This window comes from Kitasatospora sp. NPDC093806 (genome assembly GCF_040683335.1).
GTDB lineage: Bacteria > Actinomycetota > Actinomycetes > Streptomycetales > Streptomycetaceae > Kitasatospora.
Window position 1 is genome coordinate 209,605 of sequence record NZ_JBFBDO010000001.1, and the last position, 17,361, is coordinate 226,965.

Genomic DNA, 17,361 nt, shown 5'->3' on the forward strand with positions numbered 1-17,361 from the left:
TCACGCCGCCCCGCCGGAGGCGATGATCAGGTCCGCGATCTTGCCCAGCGTGTTGTACGCGGCCGGGCGCACGTCCGACGGCCGCGGCGGCAGCTCGTAGCGGTTGCCCACCCGCACCAGCAGCTCGGTCTGCTTCACCGAGTCCACGCCCAGCTCGGCCTCCAGGTCGGTGCCCTCCTCGAACACCTCCGCCGGGTACTCCAGCGCCTCGGCGTAGATGTCGGCCAGCTCGCGCACCAGGCCGTCCCGGTCCACGGCCGCCGCCGGAGCCCCCGCTGCCGGCGCCGCACCGTTCCCGCTGACGTTCCCACTGCCGCTCTGCTCGGGCCGCGCGCCCAGGTAGGTCAGGTACGCCTCCCGCGCGAACGCCCGGACGTCCCCGCCGCGCCCGTTCCAGAACGCCTCGAAGTCCTCCGCCGGGACGTCGGACAGCAGCGCGTTCCGCAGGTGGTCGGCCGAGGAGCCGGCCGCACCGGCCTCCACCGCGCCGATCGCGGCGAGCCGGTCGACGGCCTGCCGCAGCACGGCGGCCCCGCCCGCCTCGGGCAGCAGGGTGGGGATGGTGGTGACGGGCGCCCCGACGATCCGGCCGGTGATCCGGCTGAGCGCGTCCAGCGCGCCGCTCTCGACGAAGACCGACACCCCGTCCCCGGCCAACTCGCGCACCGCGGCGGCGAACCGCACCCGGCTGGTGAAGTGTCCGGCCAGCAGCTCGGTCAGCCGGTCCCGGTCCTCGTAGGCGCGGCCCAGGATCGGCGAGTGGACCGCGGTCTGCAGCGGCTTCTGCCGGATGTCCGCGATGCGCTGGGCGAACTTCTCCGCCGCCGGGCCGAGCAGCGGGCTGTGGAAGGCGTAGGGCGACTTCAGCCGGGCGAAGTCGATCTTGAGCACCGCCGCGAGCCGGCCCACCGTGTCCAGCGTCTCGGCCCGCCCGGACAGCACGGTCTGGGTGTCGTGGTTCTCGACCGCGATCCCGGTCAGCGGGTCGCCGACCAGCTCGACCAGCTGCTGCACCCGGTCCGCGTCGGTGCCCACGGCGGCCATGTAGGCGTCACCGAGGCCCGCCTCGCGCAGCGCGATGCTGCGGTGGCAGACGATCTCCGCGCCCTCGGCCGGCGTGAACGCGCCGGCGGCGACCAGCGCGGCGATCTCGCCGAGGCTGTGGCCGATCAGGACGTCGGGGCGCAGCCCGCGGGCGCGCAGCACGGTGAAAGTCGCCGTGGACACGGCGTAGATGGCGAGCTGGAGCGCGTCCGGGGCCTCCCGGAGCAACTGCTCCGTGTCCGGCGTGCCGTCCGCGAACAACTGGTCGACCGCCCGGTCGCCCAGCAGCGGCCGGGCCGCGTCACCGATCTCGGCGAGAACCGGTCCGACCTCGGGAAACCCGTCCCGCAGGTCGGCGAGCGCACGCCCGTAATAGGCGCCCTGCCCCGGAAAGAGGACGGCAATCGAAGTTTTAGGCATGATGCACACTTCCCCCATACTCTTTTTTGCGTGATCAGCGGTACCGGCCGAGCCCGTCGCATTTCTCCGGCCGAGAAAGACCGTATTCATGCCGCACTACCCGAGTGAGGCGGCTCCGGTAAATCTTCGGTTAACTCGAGAAGCGATCGGCAGCCGAGGAACAATGCCTTTCGGCGCAGCCCGGGACACGGGCAACCGGCAAGCAGCACAGGCCTGTTGGGGGTGGCCGTCACCACCCCTGCCTGCGCCCGCCGGTGGGCAGTGAATTGTCAGTCACTGCCGGAAAAATGCCCGCTGCCCCCTGAATCGCCACGCATCGGCCCCGGCGCGGCGACTCATACGCATTCACCCTAGGAATCCGCCGCCAGCGCCGTCAAGCACTTTCCAATGCGACCGGCCGGTAACATTCCGACGCCGGTCGGTCCATGACAAGTCGTCAGCTACCTAATATGAAAACCCCGGGGCCCGGGCGAAATCGATCAAGGATCTTCTTCCCCAACAACGCCAAGAGGCCCAGATCGGACACTGTCCGGTCTGGGCCTCCGAGTGGAGCCGCCTATGGGATTCGAACCCATGACCTACGCATTACGAGTGCGTTGCTCTGGCCAACTGAGCTAAGGCGGCACCGCTGCCACAAGCAGTGGCAACGCGGGCCAGTCTACACAGGTTCGTGGGTGATCCGTACCGGGGCGGGCGGGTGGCCGCGGGCGCCGGTCACGGTCGTCGGGCGCCGGTCCTGGCCTCCGGGCGCCGCTCGCGGCCGCCGGGCGCCGGTTCGTACGACGTTACGATGAGCGCCCCTCCCCTCTCCCACTCCCCCGGAGCCCATCGTGCTCGGAGTCAACGATCTGGCGACCTACGTCCTCGGCGCCCTCGTCATCATCCTCCTGCCCGGACCGAACTCCCTCTACGTCCTGTCGGTCGCCGCGCGCAAGGGCGTCCGCACCGGCTACACCGCCGCGGCGGGCGTGTTCGTCGGCGACTTCACCCTGATCAGCCTCACCGCCCTGGGCGCCGCCTCGCTGCTGGAGGCCAACCCGGCGGTGTTCGCCGTGGTCAAGTTCGGCGGCGCCGCCTACCTGCTCTGGATAGGCGTCGGCATGCTGCGGGCCGCCCGGCAGCTGTGGCGCGAGCACCGGACCGGGCCGGACGACGCCGCCTCCGCCGCTGCCGCCGCCGACGCGTCGGCCCCGGAGTCCACCGAACGCCCGTTCCGCCGCGCCCTGGTGATCAGCCTGCTCAACCCCAAGGCGATCCTCTTCCTGCTCTCCTTCTTCACCCAGTTCGTCGACCCCTCCTACGGCCGGCCGGTGCTCTCCTTCGCGCTGCTCGGCGGCATCCTGCAGGCCTTCAGCCTCCTCTACCTCTCCCTGCTGATCTTCGCGGGCACGACCCTGGCCACCGCCTTCCGGCGCCGCAAGCGCCTCTCGGCCGGCCTCACCGGCGGGGTCGCCGCCCTGTTCGCGGGCTTCGCCGCCAAGCTCGCGGTCACCTCCGTCTGACGCCCGGTCACCCGTCGGGAACCGGCCACCCCGGCGCCCGCCTCAGCGGCCGCAGCGCTTCCCGTTCTCCGGCGGCTCGCCGCCCAGCAGGTAGCGGTTGACCGCGCCGTCGAGGCAGGCGTCGTGGCGGCCGTACGCGGTGTGGCCGTCCCCGTCGTAGGTCAGCAGGCGCCCCGACTCCAGCTGCCCGGCCAGCGCCTGCGCCCACGCGTACGGCGTGGCCGGGTCGCGGGTGGTGCCGACGACCACGATCGGCGCGGCCCCGGCGGCCCGGACGGTGTGCGGCGCCCCGGTCGGCGGGACCGGCCAGTAGGTGCAGGTCAGCGCCATCCAGGCCATGTCGCGGCCGAACCGGGGCGAGGCCCGCTCGAAGTCCGGCACCGCCCGCGCCGCGTCCTCCGGTCCGGCGAACGGCGCGGGCAGGTCCAGGCAGTTCACCGCCATGTTGGCGAACATCAGGTTCGGGTAGGAGCCGTCCGACTCGCGGCCGTAGTACGCGTCGGACAGCTTCAGCAGGGCGGTGCCGTCACCGGCCCGGGCGTCGGCGAGCGCGGTGCGCAGCCGCGGCCACAGGAAGTCCGCGTACATGGCCTGAATGACGCCGGTGGTCGCCTGCGCCTCGCTCAGCCGGCGGTTCCCGTCCGTGGTCGGCAGCGGGTGCGCGTCGACCGCCGTGAACAGGGCGGCCAGTTGCTCGCCCGCCTGCTGCTCGGTACGGCCGAACGGGCAGTCGTCGCGCTTGGCGCAGTCCCGGGCGAAGGCCGCCCAGGCCGTCTCGAACCCGCCCGCCTGGGTGCGGTTCCCGGTCGTCGCGTCGAGCGAGGGGTCCATCGCGCCGTCCAGCACCATCCGGCCGGTCCGGCCCGGGAAGAGGCCCGCGTAGGTGGCGCCGAGGAAGGTGCCGTACGACTTGCCGACGTAGTTGAGCCGCTCGTCGCCGAGCAGCGCCCGCAGCACGTCCAGGTCGCGCGCCGCCTCGACCGTGCCGAGGTGCCCGAGCCGGGCCCCGGCCTGCTTCCCGCAGCCCTCGGCGAACTCCCGGGCGGCGGCCACCAGCGCGTCCACCTCGGCCGGGTCGTCGGGGGTGATGTCGACGGCGGTGTACGCGTCCATCCGCTCGCCGGTCAGACAGCTGACCGGCGCGCTCCGGCCGACCCCGCGCGGGTCGAGGCCGACCAGGTCGTACCGGGCCCGCACCCCGGCGTCGTAGCCGCGGGCGGCGGCCTCCACGTACTCGACGGCGGAGCCGCCCGGACCACCGGGGTTGAGCAGCAGCGAGCCCAACCGGTCCGCCCCGGTCGCCCCGGCGCGGACGGCCGCCAGGGTGAGGTCGCCGTCGGCGGGACGGTCGTAGTCCAGCGGCACCCGGAAGGTGGTGCACTCGTAGCCGTCGTCGCACGGCTGCCACCCGAGCCGCTGCCCGTAGTAGGGGGCGAGCCCGGGCGGCACGGCGGCGGGCAACGGCTCCAACGCCGTGACCCCGGCCGGAGCCGCCGTCACGAACGGCGCCGCCGAGGCGGAGCCGGAGGCGTCCGCACCCTGCGCCCCCGCACCACCGCCGGCACACCCCCCGGCCATCAACCCGACCACCGCCACCAGCGCCGCCACTCCCCCACCCACCCGCACGCCACCCCGCCGACCCGCCGGACCGTACGCCGCAGAGCCGTCTCCGCGCACACCAACTCCCGCACTCACCCAGCCCCTCGCCGGGCCGTCCCCCTGCACCTCGCCCCCCGCGGCCACCCAGTCCCCCATCGGACCGTCTCCGCGCACACCCGCACCCGCGTCCCTCCGGACGTCGACCCCCGACTCCACCCGGCTCCCCACCGGGCCATCCCCCTGCGCACCCACCCGCGCCTCAACCCCCGACTCCCCCCGGCCCCTCACCAGGCCATCCCCTTGCGCACCCACCCGCGCCTCGACCCACGGCTCCACCCGGCCCCTCACCAGGCCATCCCCTTGCGCACCCACCCGCGCCTCGACCCACGGCTCCACCCGATCCCCCACCGGGCGATCCCCCCGCACACCCCGCCGCACGTCGACCCGCCTGCCCGCCCGCATGTGGGATCCCCTCGACCGACCGCGCCCGGTGACCTCACTGCCACCCGGGGTACCGGGAAGCCTAGGGCGTCCCCGACGGTTCGCGACGGATCAGCGCGCGGCGTCAGCCCGCGGCGTCAGCCCGCGGCGTCAGCCCGCGGCGTCAGCCCGCGGCGTCAGCCCGCGGCGTCAGCCCGCGGCGTCAAGGCGACTGGACCACGCCACACGACGGCTCCGGCGCCCGGCCGGTCAGGGGGTCTTGCCGAGCGTCTCGCCGAGGTACTGGGCCGCCTGGCGGACCAGCCGCAGGCGGATCCGCTCCGGCGTGTAGTCCTGCGCGTTGTCCGAGATCCGCACCTCCGCGCGGGCCGCCGCCCCCGTGCCGGCGCGCAGCGCCGCCTGGAGTTTGCGGGCGGCGTCCAGTCCGGCCGTGTCGGCCTTGCCGGCCGCGAGCAGCAGTCGGGGAGTCGCGGTGGCGGGTGCCTCGGCGCCGGCCTGGACGAGCGCGGCGGCGTCGTACCGGCCGGAGACGGCGGCGGCCGCGCCGTACAGGTCGGGGCGGGAGAGTCCGGCGGCCGCCGCGCAGGGCGCGCCGCCCTCGACGCCGAGCGTGCCCCAGCCGGCCGGGCCGGGCGGCAGGGTGCGGAAGGTGGCGGCGATGGTGGTGCGCAGCGCGGTGTCGTCGGCGACGGCCTGCGGGGCGGCGGCGACCAGGTCGCACGGGTAGCCGGTGCCGTTCGGCGCCTCGGGGGCGACCAGGATGAACGGCCGGGACTTGGCGGTCTGGGCGGCGGAGGCCAGGCCCTCGAACACGTCCGGGACCTCGGCGTCGGCGGTCTTGCGCGGCGTGGCGGCGTGCATCACGACGACCGGGAAGCGGGCGTTCGGGTCCTTGGCGTACTGGGCGGGCAGCCAGACCCGGACGTTGCGCGGGTGCCCGTCCGGGCCGGGCACGGCGGACTGCAGCAGCTCGCCGCCACCCGGGCGCCCGACGCTGTCGAACCGGCTGACCACCGGCGCCGGCGCGGCCGAAGTCGCGGGAGCGGAAGCGGAAGCGGAAGCGGGAGCAGCAGCAGGAGCAGCAGCAGGAGCAGCGGCACCGGTCGGCGGAACCGCCTGCCGGCTCCCGACCCCGTCCTCACTCCCGTTCCCGTTCCCGCCCCCACCCCCGGCGTCACCGAGCGGTTCCCCCGCCACCGCCCCGTTCTCCCCGGTCCGCCCGTCCACCCCACCCAGCCCGCCGAACGCGCCCAGCGCCGTCAGCAGCGTCAACACGGTGACGCAGACCCCGCAGGCCATCGCCCCGGCCGCCCGCACCAGCATCGGCCGCTGGTCCCCCGTCAGCTCGTACGTCTCGGCGGCCCGCAGGTCACGCCAGCGCAGCAGCGCGCCGCGGGCCAGCCAGACCCCGCCTCCGGCGGCGGCCAGCAGGGGGACGACCAGAAGCGAACGGACCATGGGACGCACCACCTCGCAGGAGGGCCGGACGACCGGTCGGGCCCGGCGCCGTACGGGACGCGACGGCCCCGGCGGCGGGGCACAGTCGGCCCCCAGCGTGCGGGACGACCCGGGTGTCACACGCGGGTGTGCCCGGCGCGTATCGCTCGTTCACTCGAAGGTGGGACACCGTCCGGGGCGGGAAGCCCCATCCGACGGAGCGCCGGGGGGCTCAGCCCGCGCGCAGGGCGACCGTCATCGCCTCGACCGCGAGCAGCGGGTCGACGTTGCGGTCCAGCGCCCGCCGGCAGGCGAGCACCGCCTCGATCCGGCGCAGCGTGGACTCCGGCGGGCCGGCCTGGGCGACCCGGTCGAGCGCCGTCCGCTGGTCCTCGTTGGCCAGCGCGCCGGCGGAGCCGAGCTGGAGCGCGAGCACGTCCCGGTAGAAGCCGAGCAGGTCCAGCAGGGCGACGCCGAGGGTCTCGCGGCGGGTGCGGGTGGCCCGGCTCTTCTGCCGCTTCTCCAGTTCCTTGACCGCCCCGGCCATGCCGCGCGGCGCCTTGCTGCCCTCCGCCGCGCCGTACGCGGCCTTGAGGTCGTCGGTCTCCTTGGCGTCCTGGGTCTCGGCGAGCGCCTCGGCGTCGGCCTTGGCGGTGTCGACCAGGCGCTGGGCGGCGGCCAGGCAGCCGCCGATGTCGGCGACCTCCAGCGGGATCCGCAGCACGTCGGCGCGCCGGGTCCGGGCCTGCTCGTCGACGGCCAGCCGGCGGGACCGCTCGATGTCCCCCTGGCCGGCCAGCGCGGCCATCCGGGCGGTCGAGGGCTCGACGCCGTCGCGCTGGACCAGCATGTCGGCGACCGCCTCGGCGGCCGGGGTGCGCAGCACCAGCAGGCGGCAGCGGGAGCGGATGGTCGGCAGCACGTCCTGCACGGACGGCGCGCAGAGCAGCCAGACGGTGCGCGGGGACGGCTCCTCCACGCCCTTGAGCAGGGCGTTCGCGGCGGCCTCGGTGAGCCGGTGCGCGGCGTCGACCAGGATCACCGACCAGCGGCCGCCGGTCGGATAGCTGGAGGCCCGCATGACCAGGTCGCGCATGTCGCCGACGCCGATGGACAGGCCGTCGGTGCGGACGTACTTCACGTCGGCGTGGCTGCCCGCGAGGACGGTGTGGCAGCCGTCGCAGAAGCCGCAGCCGGGCGTGCCGCCGAGCGCGAGGTCGGGGCTGGTGCACTGGAGGGCGGCGGCGAAGGCGCGGGCGGCGGTGGTCTGGCCGGCCCCGGGCGGGCCGGTGAACAGCCAGGCGTGCGTCATCAGCGAGGCGTTGCCGCCGGGCTCCGGCGCGGCGCCGCGGCCGGCGGCGGCGGTGGCCCCGGCCGCCCGGGCGGCGGCGGTCAGCTGCTCGACCACCCGCTCCTGGCCCACCAGGTCGTCCCAGACGGCCACTGCTGCTCCCAAGCTCGGTACGGACTCCGCCCCGGTACGGGCCGACGGCGGTGGGGACCGGAGGTCCGCGGGCGCCCCGGGTACGCCTCCCGTTCCCGCCGTCGAGCATACGTGCCCGGCCCGACACCCCCCGGCGCCCCCGGACACCCGCCCCCGGTGAGCCCCGGCGCCGCCCGGGATCACCCCGAGCGGCGCCGCCACCGGTCAGGCCGGTCAGGCCGATCAGGCCGATCAGCCCCGACGCCCCCAGCGCCGGCCCTTGCCCTTGCCACCGTCGTCCCGGCCACGGTCCGAACCGTCGCCGCCCTCGCGGCCCTCACGACCCTCCCAGCCGTCCCGGGCGTCCAGGCCCGCCTGGCCGCCGCGGGCTCCGGCGCCGTCCTGGCCGCCCTGGTCGCCCTGGCCCCAGCGGGCCCACTCGTCGCGCGAGCCGAGCAGGGTGTCGGTGAGGCTCGGCAGGTCGTCGAGCGGGGTCTCCTCCGCCCAGTCCGGCCGCGGCCGGCCGTCGGCGGGCGGCTGCTCCTGCTCCGGGTCGATCACCGGCAGCTCACGCGTGCTGTCCACCGGGCGCTCCGCGGGCGGCGTCGGACGGGGGGCGGCACCGGGCCGCTCGTCCCGCCAAAGCCCCGCCGGCAGCCGACCGTCGGAAGCGGCGGACGCACCGGAAGCACCGGAAGCACCGGCCGCACCCGGCTCGATCCGCGGCAGCACCGCCGTCCGGTCCGCGTCCGCCGCCGGGATCCGGGGCAGCACGGCCGTCTCGTCCACGGCCGCACCGCGCGGGCCCGCGTCCTCCGGCACCACCGGCAGCGGCGCCGTCGTCGTCACATCGGCCACCCCCGCGGCCCCGGCGGCCCGGACGGCGGCGCGGCGGTCCCGCTCGGAGATCTCCCGGGTCGCCTCCTCGCCGTCCTCGGCCCGCACCGCCCGCAGCTCGGTGGTCGCCGCGTCATCCGCCTGAGGAACAGCGCCCGCAGCGGCCGAACCGCTCCGCTCCGCCCGCTCCGCCGCCTCGGCGGCTGCCGCCGCAGCGGCCGCCAGCGCGGCGGCCTGCGCCAGCCGGGCCTCCTCGGCCCGCTGCAGTGCCTCCTCCGCCCGGCGCCGCTGCTCCTCCCGCGCCAGCTCGCGCTGCCGCTGGAGCTCGGCCTGGGCGGCCGCCTCCTCGGCGAGCCGCTTGCGCTCGGCGGCCTCGGCCGCGAGCCGCGCCTCCTCCTCGGCACGCCGCTTCGCCTCCTCCTCGGCGCGGCGGCGGGCTTCCTCCTCGGCCCGCTTCCGGGCCTCCTCGGCGGCCTTGCGCGCGGCCTCGGCGGCGACCCGCTCGGCCTCCTCCTTGGCGAGCCGCTCCTGCTCCGCCTGCTCGGCCCGCAGCTGCGCCAGCACCTCCTGGCGCTTGCGCTCGGCGGCCTCCTCCTCGGCCCGCTTGCGCGCCTCCTCGGCGGCGCGCCGCTCGGCCTCCTCGCGGGCGAGCCGCTCCTGCTCGGCGCGGGCGGCCTTCTCCTGCTCGGAGAGCGGCAGCTCGCGGTCGAGCCGGTGCCGGATGGCGGTGGTGACGGTGCCGGGCTGGTTGCTCCCGTCGACGACGAGGTAGCGCGCCGGGTCGGCGGCGGCCAGGGCGAGGAAACCGGCCCGCACCCGCTGGTGGAACTCGGTCGGCTCGGACTCCAGCCGGTCGAGCGCCTCGGTGAAGCGCTCCCGGGCCCGGGTCGGGTCGACGTCGAGGACGACGGTGAGGTCGGGCAGCAGCCCGCCGGTGGCCCAGCGGGAGATCCGGGCGACCTCGGTGGCGGCCAGGTCGCGGCCGGCGCCCTGGTAGGCGATGGACGAGTCCATGTACCGGTCGGTGATGACGACGGCGCCGCGGGCGAGCGCCGGGCGGATCACGTTCTCGACGTGCTCGGCCCGGTCGGCGGCGTAGATCAGCGCTTCGGCGCGGTGCGAGAGGCCGGTGTTGCCGACGTCCAGGACGAGCGCGCGCAGCCGCTGCCCGACCGGGCTGCCGCCGGGTTCGCGGGTCAGGACGACCTCGTGGCCCTTGCCGCGGATCCACTCGGCGAGCGCCTGGGCCTGGGTGGACTTGCCGGCGCCGTCGCCGCCCTCCAGGGCGATGAAGAAGCCGGTGCCGGCGCCCCGGAGCGGGGTCGGGCCGGTGCCGCCGCGGACCGCGTCGACCAGGTCGCGGCCGAAGGGCACGGTGCCGCGCCGGTCGTCGGTGCGCAGCAGCACGACGGCGGCGAGGACCAGGGTGAGCAGTCCGGTGGTGGCGACCGCGAGGGCCGCCCCGCCGTGGATGAAGGTGAAGGAGCCGGGTTCGACGCTGCCGTACTCGACGTCCCCGTAGGCGGCGGCGATCAGCGGAACGCCGAGCAGCGCGGCACCGACCACGACCCGCAGCACCGCGTACAGGTGCTCGGTGACGGTGGGCAGCCGGAGCTCCTCGACCTCCTGGGCGAGCAGCGCGCGGCCGGTGGCGATGACGATCCCGGCGGCGAGCGCGGCGAGCACGGTGAGCAGCAGGACCAGCACGAAGTCGAGGACCAGCCCGGCCAGGATCAGCGCGACGCCCTCGGTGAGCAGGGCGAGCGCGAGCAGCCGGCGGCGGGAGAACCCGGGCAGGGTGGCCCGGGTGAGCCGGACCCCGAGCGCGGGAACCCCGGTGGCGGCGAGCACCAGCAGGCCGTAGCCGATCGGCCCGGCCCCGTGCTCGGCGGCGGTGAGCAGCGCGAGCGCGGTGACGCCGGCCATCGTGGCGTACCCGGCGGCGACCGCGAAGGTGAAGTAGGGGGCGGCGCCGGTGCGGCCCTTGCCGAGGGCGGGGCCGGGGGTGGCGTCGGTGGGGGCGCGCAGGCCGCGCAGCGGCGAGTGCGGGGGTGCCTGGACGGGGCCGCCGGGCAGCTCCTGGAGGTACACCCGGGTGGCCGAGGCGGCGAACAGGGCGGCGGCGCCGAGCGCGGCGAAGGTGGTCTGGTGGGCGCGCAGCCAGTCCGAGCCGAGGGCCGCGAAGACGTTGTTGACCAGGGTGAGCGCGACCAGCGCGGCGGCGGCGAGCGGGACGGTGGCCCAGCCGGTGCGGTGGTCCAGGGTGCGGACGGTGGCCAGGTTGGCGGCGGACGGGCGCCGCTCGGCGGCCGGGGCGTAGGGGTCCGCGGGCGGCAGCAGGCCGGGGACGGCGGCGGCCTTGGCGATCGCCCAGACCCGCTCGGCGGCACCGGTCAGGAAGACGGTGGCGAGCAGGACCCAGGTCGCCGCGCCGGTGGACCGCCCGCCGGCGGCCTCGGGGCCGGAGCCCAGCCAGACGATCCACCACGGCGCGACACCGATCAGCACGGCGCGCAGCACGTCCGCCCCGAACAGCGCCCAGCGCCGGTCGAGGACTCCGGTGAGCAGCCCGTGGACGGGGCCGAGCAGGGCGGCGCCGACCAGCGCGGTGGCGGCCAGCCGGGCCGCGAGGACGGCGGTGACGGCGAAGGCGAGGCTGCGCGGCAGGTCGCCGAAGCGGCCGCCGAGCGCGGCGGCGATCACGGTGAGCGCGAGCAGCACCAGCAGGCTGAGCCGGTCGGCGGTGCCGCCGATCAGCTGGGTGGTCCAGAGCCGGCGGTAGGGGCGCAGCCTCAGCAGGGCGCGGATCCGCTCGCCGGCGGTTCCGGCGGGCGCGACCTCGGGCAGGCCGGGAAGGCCGGTTCTGCCGTCCGCGGCGGCGCTGGGGGTGGGCTGGTCCTCGCTCGTCATACGGTCAGCGTAGCGGGCGGGGCATGGCGCAAAAGAGGGGAGCGCGGCTCCCGGCGGGCGCCGTCGCCGGGTTGTGACGGACTCCGCACACGCCGGTCGACCGGCGGGCCGGCCCGGGGCGGGGGCCGGCCGGGAACGGTTCGGGCCCGCGCCGCCGGGGCGGACGCGGGCCCGGTGCGACCGATCGGGTGTCAGCCCTCGTCGGTGGCGGTGGTCTTGCTCGCCGCGCTCTTCTTGGCCGTGGTCGTCTTCTTGGCGGCCGCCTTGGTGGTGGTCTTCTTGGCCGCCGTCTTGGCCGCCGCCGTCTTGGTGGCGGTGGTCTTCTTGGCGGTCGTCGTCTTCTTGGCGGCCGTCTTCTTCGCCGGGGCCTTCTTCGCCGTCTTCTTGACCGGCCCGCGCGCCCGCTTCTCGGCGAGCAGCTCGTAGCCGCGCTCGGGGGTGATGGTCTCGACCGCGTCGTCCTTGCGGAGCGTGGCGTTGGTCTCGCCGTCGGTCACGTACGGGCCGAACCGGCCGTCCTTGACCACGACCGGCCGCTCGCTGACCGGGTCGGTGCCGAGCTCCTTGAGCGGCGGCGCGGCGGCGGCCCGGCCGCGCTGCTTGGGCTGGGCGTAGATCGCCAGCGCCTCCTCCAGCGTGACCGTGAACATCTGCTCCTCGCTGGTGAGCGAGCGGGAGTCGGTGCCGCGCTTGAGGTACGGGCCGTAGCGGCCGTTCTGCGCGGTGATCTCCACGCCCTCGGGGTCGACGCCGACCACGCGCGGCAGCGAGAGCAGCTTCAGGGCGTCGTCGAGGGTGACGGTGTCCAGCGCCATCGTCTTGAGCAGCGAGGCGGTGCGCGGCTTGACGGCGTTCTTGCCGGTCTTCGGCGTGCCCTCGGGCAGGATCTCGGTGACGTACGGGCCGTATCGGCCGTCCTTGGCGACCAGCATGTTGCCGCTGACCGGGTCCGGGCCGAGCTCGTAGTCTCCGCTGGGCCGGGCCAGCAGCTCCTCGGCGAGTTCGACGGTCAGCTCGTCCGGCGGCAGCTCGTCGGGGATGTCGGCGCGCTGGCCGGGCTCGCCCTCGACGGTGGAGGCGCGCTCCACGTACGGGCCGTAGCGGCCGACCCGCAGGGTGATGTCGTCGCTGATCCGGAAGGAGCTGATCTCCCGGGCGTCGATCGCGCCGAGGTCGGTGACCAGTTCCTTCAGGCCGCCCAGGTGGTCGCCGTCGCCGTTGCCGGCCTCGGCGGCGCCGCCCGCGGCCGCGCCCTCGCCGGCGTCCTCGCCGAAGTAGAAGCGCTTCAGCCACGGCACGGACTGGGCCTCGCCGGCCGCGATCCGGTCGAGGTCGTCCTCCATCTTCGCGGTGAAGTCGTAGTCGACCAGCCGGCCGAAGTGCTTCTCCAGCAGGTTGACCACGGCGAAGGAGAGGAAGGACGGCACCAGCGCCGTCCCCTTCTTGAAGACGTACCGGCGGTTGATGATGGTGTCGATGATCGAGGCGTAGGTGGAGGGGCGGCCGATCTCCCGGTCCTCCAGCTCCTTGACCAGCGAGGCCTCGGTGTAGCGGGCCGGCGGCTTGGTGGCGTGGCCCTCGGGGGTGAGCTGCTCGGCGGCCAGCGGGTCGCCCTCGCTCACCTGCGGCAGCCGGCGCTCGCGGTCGTCGAGCTCGGCGTTCGGGTCGTCGGCGCCCTCGACGTAGGCCTTGAGGAAGCCGTGGAAGGTGATGATCTTGCCGGAGGCGGAGAACTCGACGTCCCGGCCGTCGGCCGAGCGGCCGCCGACCTTGACGGTGACCGACTGGCCGACCGCGTCCTTCATCTGGGAGGCGACGGTACGCATCCAGATCAGCTCGTAGAGCCGGAAGTCGTCACCGCTCAGGCCGGTCTCGGCGGGGGTGCGGAACCGGTCGCCGGACGGGCGGACGGCCTCGTGCGCCTCCTGCGCGTTCTTCACCTTGGACGCGTAGGTGCGCGGCGCGTCCGGCAGGTAGTCGGCCCCGTACAGCTGGGTGACCTGCGCCCGGGCGGCGGAGATGGCGGTGTCCGACAGCGTGGTGGAGTCGGTGCGCATATAGGTGATGAAGCCGTTCTCGTACAGCTTCTGGGCCACCTGCATGGTCCGCTTGGCGCCGAAGCCCAGCTTGCGGCTGGCCTCCTGCTGCAGCGTGGTGGTGCGGAACGGCGCGTACGGCGAGCGGCGGTACGGCTTGGACTCGACGCCGCGCACCGAGAACGCGGTCTGCTCCAGGGCGGCGGCCAGCTGGCGGGCGGCCTGCTCGTCCAGGTGCAGGGTGTTGGTGCTGCCGGCCTTGAGCCGGCCGTCCTGGCCGAAGTCGCGGCCGCTGGCGATCCGCTTGCCGTCGACGCTGCTCAGCCGGGCGCCGAAGTTCTCCGGGTCGGCGCCGGCCACCGCGGTGCGGCCGGTGCCGAAGGTGCCGACCAGGTCCCAGTACGAGGCCGAGCGGAACGCCATCCGCTCGCGCTCGCGCTCGACCACCAGCCGGGTCGCGACCGACTGCACGCGGCCCGCCGACAGCTTCGGCATGACCTTCTTCCACAGGACCGGCGACACCTCGAAGCCGTACAGGCGGTCGAGGATGCGGCGGGTCTCCTGGGCGTCGACCAGACGCTGGTTCAGCTCGCGCGGGTTGGCCACCGCCTCCTGGATGGCGGCCTTGGTGATCTCGTGGAACACCATCCGGTGCACCGGCACCTTGGGCTTGAGCACCTGCTGGAGGTGCCACGCGATGGCCTCGCCCTCGCGGTCCTCATCGGTGGCGAGGAAGAGCTCGTCGGACTCCGCGAGCAGCGACTTCAACTTGCTGACCTGGGACTTCTTGTCCGCGTTCACCACGTAGATGGGCGCGAAGTCGTGGTCCACGTCGACGCCGAGGCGGCGCACCTCACCGGTGTACTTGTCCGGGACCTCGGCCGCCGTGCTCGGCAGGTCGCGGATGTGCCCGACGCTCGCCTCGACGATGTAGCCGGGGCCCAGGTAGCCCTTGATCGTCTTCGCCTTGGCCGGCGACTCGACAATGACGAGTCGCTGTCCGTGCGCGGTCTCGCTGCTCGGGGACACCTTCGCTCTTCTCTCCCGGTCGTTACGTGAGCTGGTCGGCGCGGGCAGCACGGGCTGCGCTCCGCCCGACCCCTCCACCGTCCCGGGGCTGCCGCTGTACGACGACCCCACCAGCGGAGTGTGACCGTACCCCGGCCACCCTTGTCAAACGGACGGATCCCGCAATTTCACCGGCAAGGCCGACCGACGCCACTCGAACGGTAACCCGACGACCACGCATCGCGCCCTGCGGAGGGGGGCTTCGGCGGGTTTCGAAGGATGGAATGACGGATTTCAAAAGCTGTCAACGGAATATCGGTGCGGCCGGGGCCGGACCGGTGGTAGGGGCGTGATCCCTGCTCAGGGCCGGTCCGACGGCGGACCGGGCGGACCGGGCGGACCGCCGGGCGGCGGCCCGGGCAGCCGCTCGGGGGCGGGTCAGCGCGAGGCTGCGGCGAGCAGCAGGACTGCCCCCGCGGCCAGGCAACCGAGCCCGAGCCCCGCCCACCACAGGTCGGCGACGACCGCCCCGGGTCCCCCGTCCACCGCCGCCAGCACCGCGAGGGTGGGACGGCGCGGGTCGTAGGAGATCCGGACCGGGGTGCCGGGCGGCAGCCCGGGCGGACGGCGCAGGGGGGTGTGGCCGCGCGGGCGGGTCAGCACCAGCTGTCCACAGCCCTCCGCGGCCGACGAACCCGCTGAAGAGCCCGCCGAAGAGCCCGCCGTGTAGGAGAGCAGCGGCGCGCTGTCGAGCTCACCGCGCGGATCGGACTCGGCGACCACGGTGGCGACCGTCGGCACGCCACGACGGCGCACCCGGTGGCGCAGGCGCACTTCGACGGCGCACCACAGCAGGAGCGCGCCGCCGAAGAGGGCGAGTATCGCGCCGCCCACCGTCGCCGTCGTCGTCTCCACCCTGCCCCCAGCTCTGTCCACAGCCTGTGGACAGAGCCTCACAGTCGAGGGCCAACGAGGGACAGCCGTTCGGCGACCGGTCGGCGAACCGGGGGAAACGGAGAGATGAACCGGCCGCCCCGGGGCCGGGCCGACCGACCTTGGGGGGCGCCCCTCGGGGGAACCGGCCTCAGACCACCGGCCGGATGAACCCCTGCTCGGTGAGCAGCCGCAGCGACTCCGGCACCCGGTCCCGCAGCACCACCCGGTCCTCGCCCAGCAGGTGCGCGATCGCGTCCACGATTTCCCCGGCCGACAGCGTCCCGTCGCAGACCCCGACGAACCCGGCGCCCACCGTGTCCACCTTGGTGGCCCGCCGCATGCCGCGGTTGTGACGCAGGATCACGTGCTCCGGATCCTCCGCCCCGGGCGTGCCCACCTGCTCCTGGACGACCTCGTCGGCCAGCACGTACCGGGCCGCCAGCAGCCCCGCGTCGTCGTGCGTGCGCAGGAAGTCCTGCCGGTCGAACCACTCCTCGATGTGCGGACCGAGCGGCTGCTCCACCGGGTGCGGCCACTCCTCCACCCGGACGGTCGGCCGCTCGGCGCCGCTCGCCCGCAGGGTGATCCAGCCGAAGCCGATGCCCTCGACCCGGCCCGCCTCGAAGGCGTCCAGCCACTCCCCGTACCGGGCCTGGTAGTCGCCGCCCGGACCGCGGTGGTCACCGCCGTCGCGCAGCCACAGCTCGGCGTACTGGGCGACGTCCTGGACCTCGCGCTGGACGATCCAGGCGTCCAGACCGGTGCCGGCCACCCAGCCCGCCAGCCGGTCGTGCCAGTCCTCGCCCCTGACGTGCTGCCAGTTCGCCAGCAGCTGGCAGTGGCCGCCCGGCTCCAGGTGCGCGGCGGCGGACCGGACCAGGCTGCGGCACAGGTCGTCCCCGGCCATCCCGCCGTCCCGGTAGGTGAACCGGCCGCCCGGCGAGATCACGAACGGCGGGTTCGAGACGATCAGGTCGAACCGGCGGTCCCCCACCGGCTCGAAGAGGCTGCCGGCGGCGGTCTCCGCGTTGTCGAAACCGGACAGCGCCAGGGTCAGCTCGGTGAAGCGCAGCGCCCGCGCGTTGACGTCGGTGGCGGTCACCCGCTGGGCGTGCCGGGCGGCGTGCAGCGCCTGCACGCCCGAGCCCGAACCGAGGTCCAGCACCGACCGGGCCGGCCGCCGCACCGTGATGTTGGCCAGGGTGGTGGACGCGCCGCCCACCCCGAGCACCAGGTCCTTGCGGGCCACCCCGTGCGCGGTCTCCCCGGAACCGATCCCGCCCGCGCCGCCGACCGCGCAGCCCAGGTCGGAGACCACCCAGGCGTCCGAACTCGGCAGACCGGCCACCTCGTTGGCGTACGGGCGGACGTCCACGGTGGCGCGCACCAGATCGCCGTCCGGACGCAGCCAGCCGTCGGCCAGGCAGTCCTCGACCGGCAGCGCGGCGGCCGCCGCCTGGTACGGCACGGGCTGCTGCAGCAGGAACAGCCGCACCAGCGTCTCCAGCGGGCTGCCGCCACGGGTCGCCCGCAGCGCCGGCACCGCCTCGCTGCGGGCCAGCGCCGCGTACCCGGTGGGCCCGAGCAGGTCCAGGCAGCCGTCGGCGGTGTACGAGGCGGCGAGCAGCGCCTCGCGCAGCTTGGCGAGGCGGGTCGGGTCGAGAACGGGGCTACTGATCACCCCGCCATTGTCCCCCGCCGGACCTCCCCCGCTCCCCGTCTCCCCCACCCGGCCGCCCCTCCCGCCGGTCCCCCTCGGCCAGCACCC

The 17,361-nt window shown here is 75.3% G+C and carries 9 protein-coding genes and 1 tRNA gene; 1 reads left to right on the forward strand and 9 read right to left on the reverse strand.

All coding sequences use genetic code 11. From position 1 onward, the window contains the following. Both AB0N76_RS00915 and AB0N76_RS00920 read right to left on the reverse strand, forming a co-directional pair. A complete protein-coding gene (locus AB0N76_RS00915; RefSeq protein WP_363552128.1) occupies positions 1 to 1,464 on the reverse strand; it encodes an acyltransferase domain-containing protein in 1,464 nt (487 codons plus the stop codon). A 547-nt stretch (positions 1,465 to 2,011) separates the two neighbouring features. After that, positions 2,012 to 2,088, reverse strand: a tRNA-Thr gene (locus AB0N76_RS00920). A 206-nt stretch (positions 2,089 to 2,294) separates the two neighbouring features. Between AB0N76_RS00920 and leuE the strand changes: the two genes are divergently transcribed. Next, positions 2,295 to 2,966: a leucine efflux protein LeuE gene (leuE, locus tag AB0N76_RS00925; RefSeq protein WP_363552130.1), complete on the forward strand. Its 672-nt coding sequence runs from the start codon at positions 2,295 to 2,297 to the stop codon at positions 2,964 to 2,966. Between the two features lie 42 nt (positions 2,967 to 3,008). Here leuE and AB0N76_RS00930 read toward each other — a convergent pair whose 3' ends face one another. The 7 genes from AB0N76_RS00930 to AB0N76_RS00960 all read right to left on the reverse strand — a co-directional run bounded on the left by AB0N76_RS00930 (position 3,009) and on the right by AB0N76_RS00960 (position 17,274). Next, positions 3,009 to 4,544, reverse strand: a complete 1,536-nt coding sequence (locus tag AB0N76_RS00930; protein WP_363552241.1) for an alpha/beta hydrolase — start codon at positions 4,542 to 4,544, stop codon at positions 3,009 to 3,011. A 711-nt stretch (positions 4,545 to 5,255) separates the two neighbouring features. Further along, positions 5,256 to 6,464, reverse strand: coding sequence for a hypothetical protein (locus tag AB0N76_RS00935; RefSeq protein ID WP_363552132.1), 1,209 nt, complete (start codon positions 6,462 to 6,464; stop codon positions 5,256 to 5,258). A 211-nt stretch (positions 6,465 to 6,675) separates the two neighbouring features. Then, a complete protein-coding gene (locus AB0N76_RS00940) occupies positions 6,676 to 7,887 on the reverse strand; it encodes a DNA polymerase III subunit delta' (RefSeq protein WP_363552243.1) in 1,212 nt (403 codons plus the stop codon). 231 nt (positions 7,888 to 8,118) lie between these two features. Continuing rightward, positions 8,119 to 11,613, reverse strand: coding sequence for a dTMP kinase (tmk, locus tag AB0N76_RS00945; protein WP_363552134.1), 3,495 nt, complete (start codon positions 11,611 to 11,613; stop codon positions 8,119 to 8,121). A gap of 191 nt (positions 11,614 to 11,804) precedes the next feature. Beyond that, positions 11,805 to 14,678: a type I DNA topoisomerase gene (gene topA / locus AB0N76_RS00950; protein ID WP_363552136.1), complete on the reverse strand. Its 2,874-nt coding sequence runs from the start codon at positions 14,676 to 14,678 to the stop codon at positions 11,805 to 11,807. Positions 14,679 to 15,095: 417 nt separating this feature from the next. Beyond that, positions 15,096 to 15,572 carry a DUF3592 domain-containing protein gene (locus AB0N76_RS00955; protein ID WP_363552138.1) on the reverse strand — a complete coding sequence of 159 codons (477 nt, stop codon included), beginning with the start codon at positions 15,570 to 15,572 and terminating at the stop codon, positions 15,096 to 15,098. 169 nt (positions 15,573 to 15,741) lie between these two features. Beyond that, positions 15,742 to 17,274: a methyltransferase gene (locus AB0N76_RS00960; RefSeq protein ID WP_363552140.1), complete on the reverse strand. Its 1,533-nt coding sequence runs from the start codon at positions 17,272 to 17,274 to the stop codon at positions 15,742 to 15,744. Positions 17,275 to 17,361: the final 87 nt, after the last annotated feature.

What these genes read in the sequence shown, in the direction of transcription:
- AB0N76_RS00915 (WP_363552128.1), bottom strand. Translation starts at nt 1,464, where the DNA reads ATGCCTAAAACTTCGATTGCCGTCCTCTTTCCGGGGCAGGGCGCCTAT.
- AB0N76_RS00930 (WP_363552241.1), bottom strand. Translation starts at nt 4,544, where the DNA reads ATGGCCGGGGGGTGTGCCGGCGGTGGTGCGGGGGCGCAGGGTGCGGAC.
- AB0N76_RS00935 (WP_363552132.1), bottom strand. Translation starts at nt 6,464, where the DNA reads ATGGTCCGTTCGCTTCTGGTCGTCCCCCTGCTGGCCGCCGCCGGAGGC.
- tmk (WP_363552134.1), bottom strand. Translation starts at nt 11,613, where the DNA reads ATGACGAGCGAGGACCAGCCCACCCCCAGCGCCGCCGCGGACGGCAGA.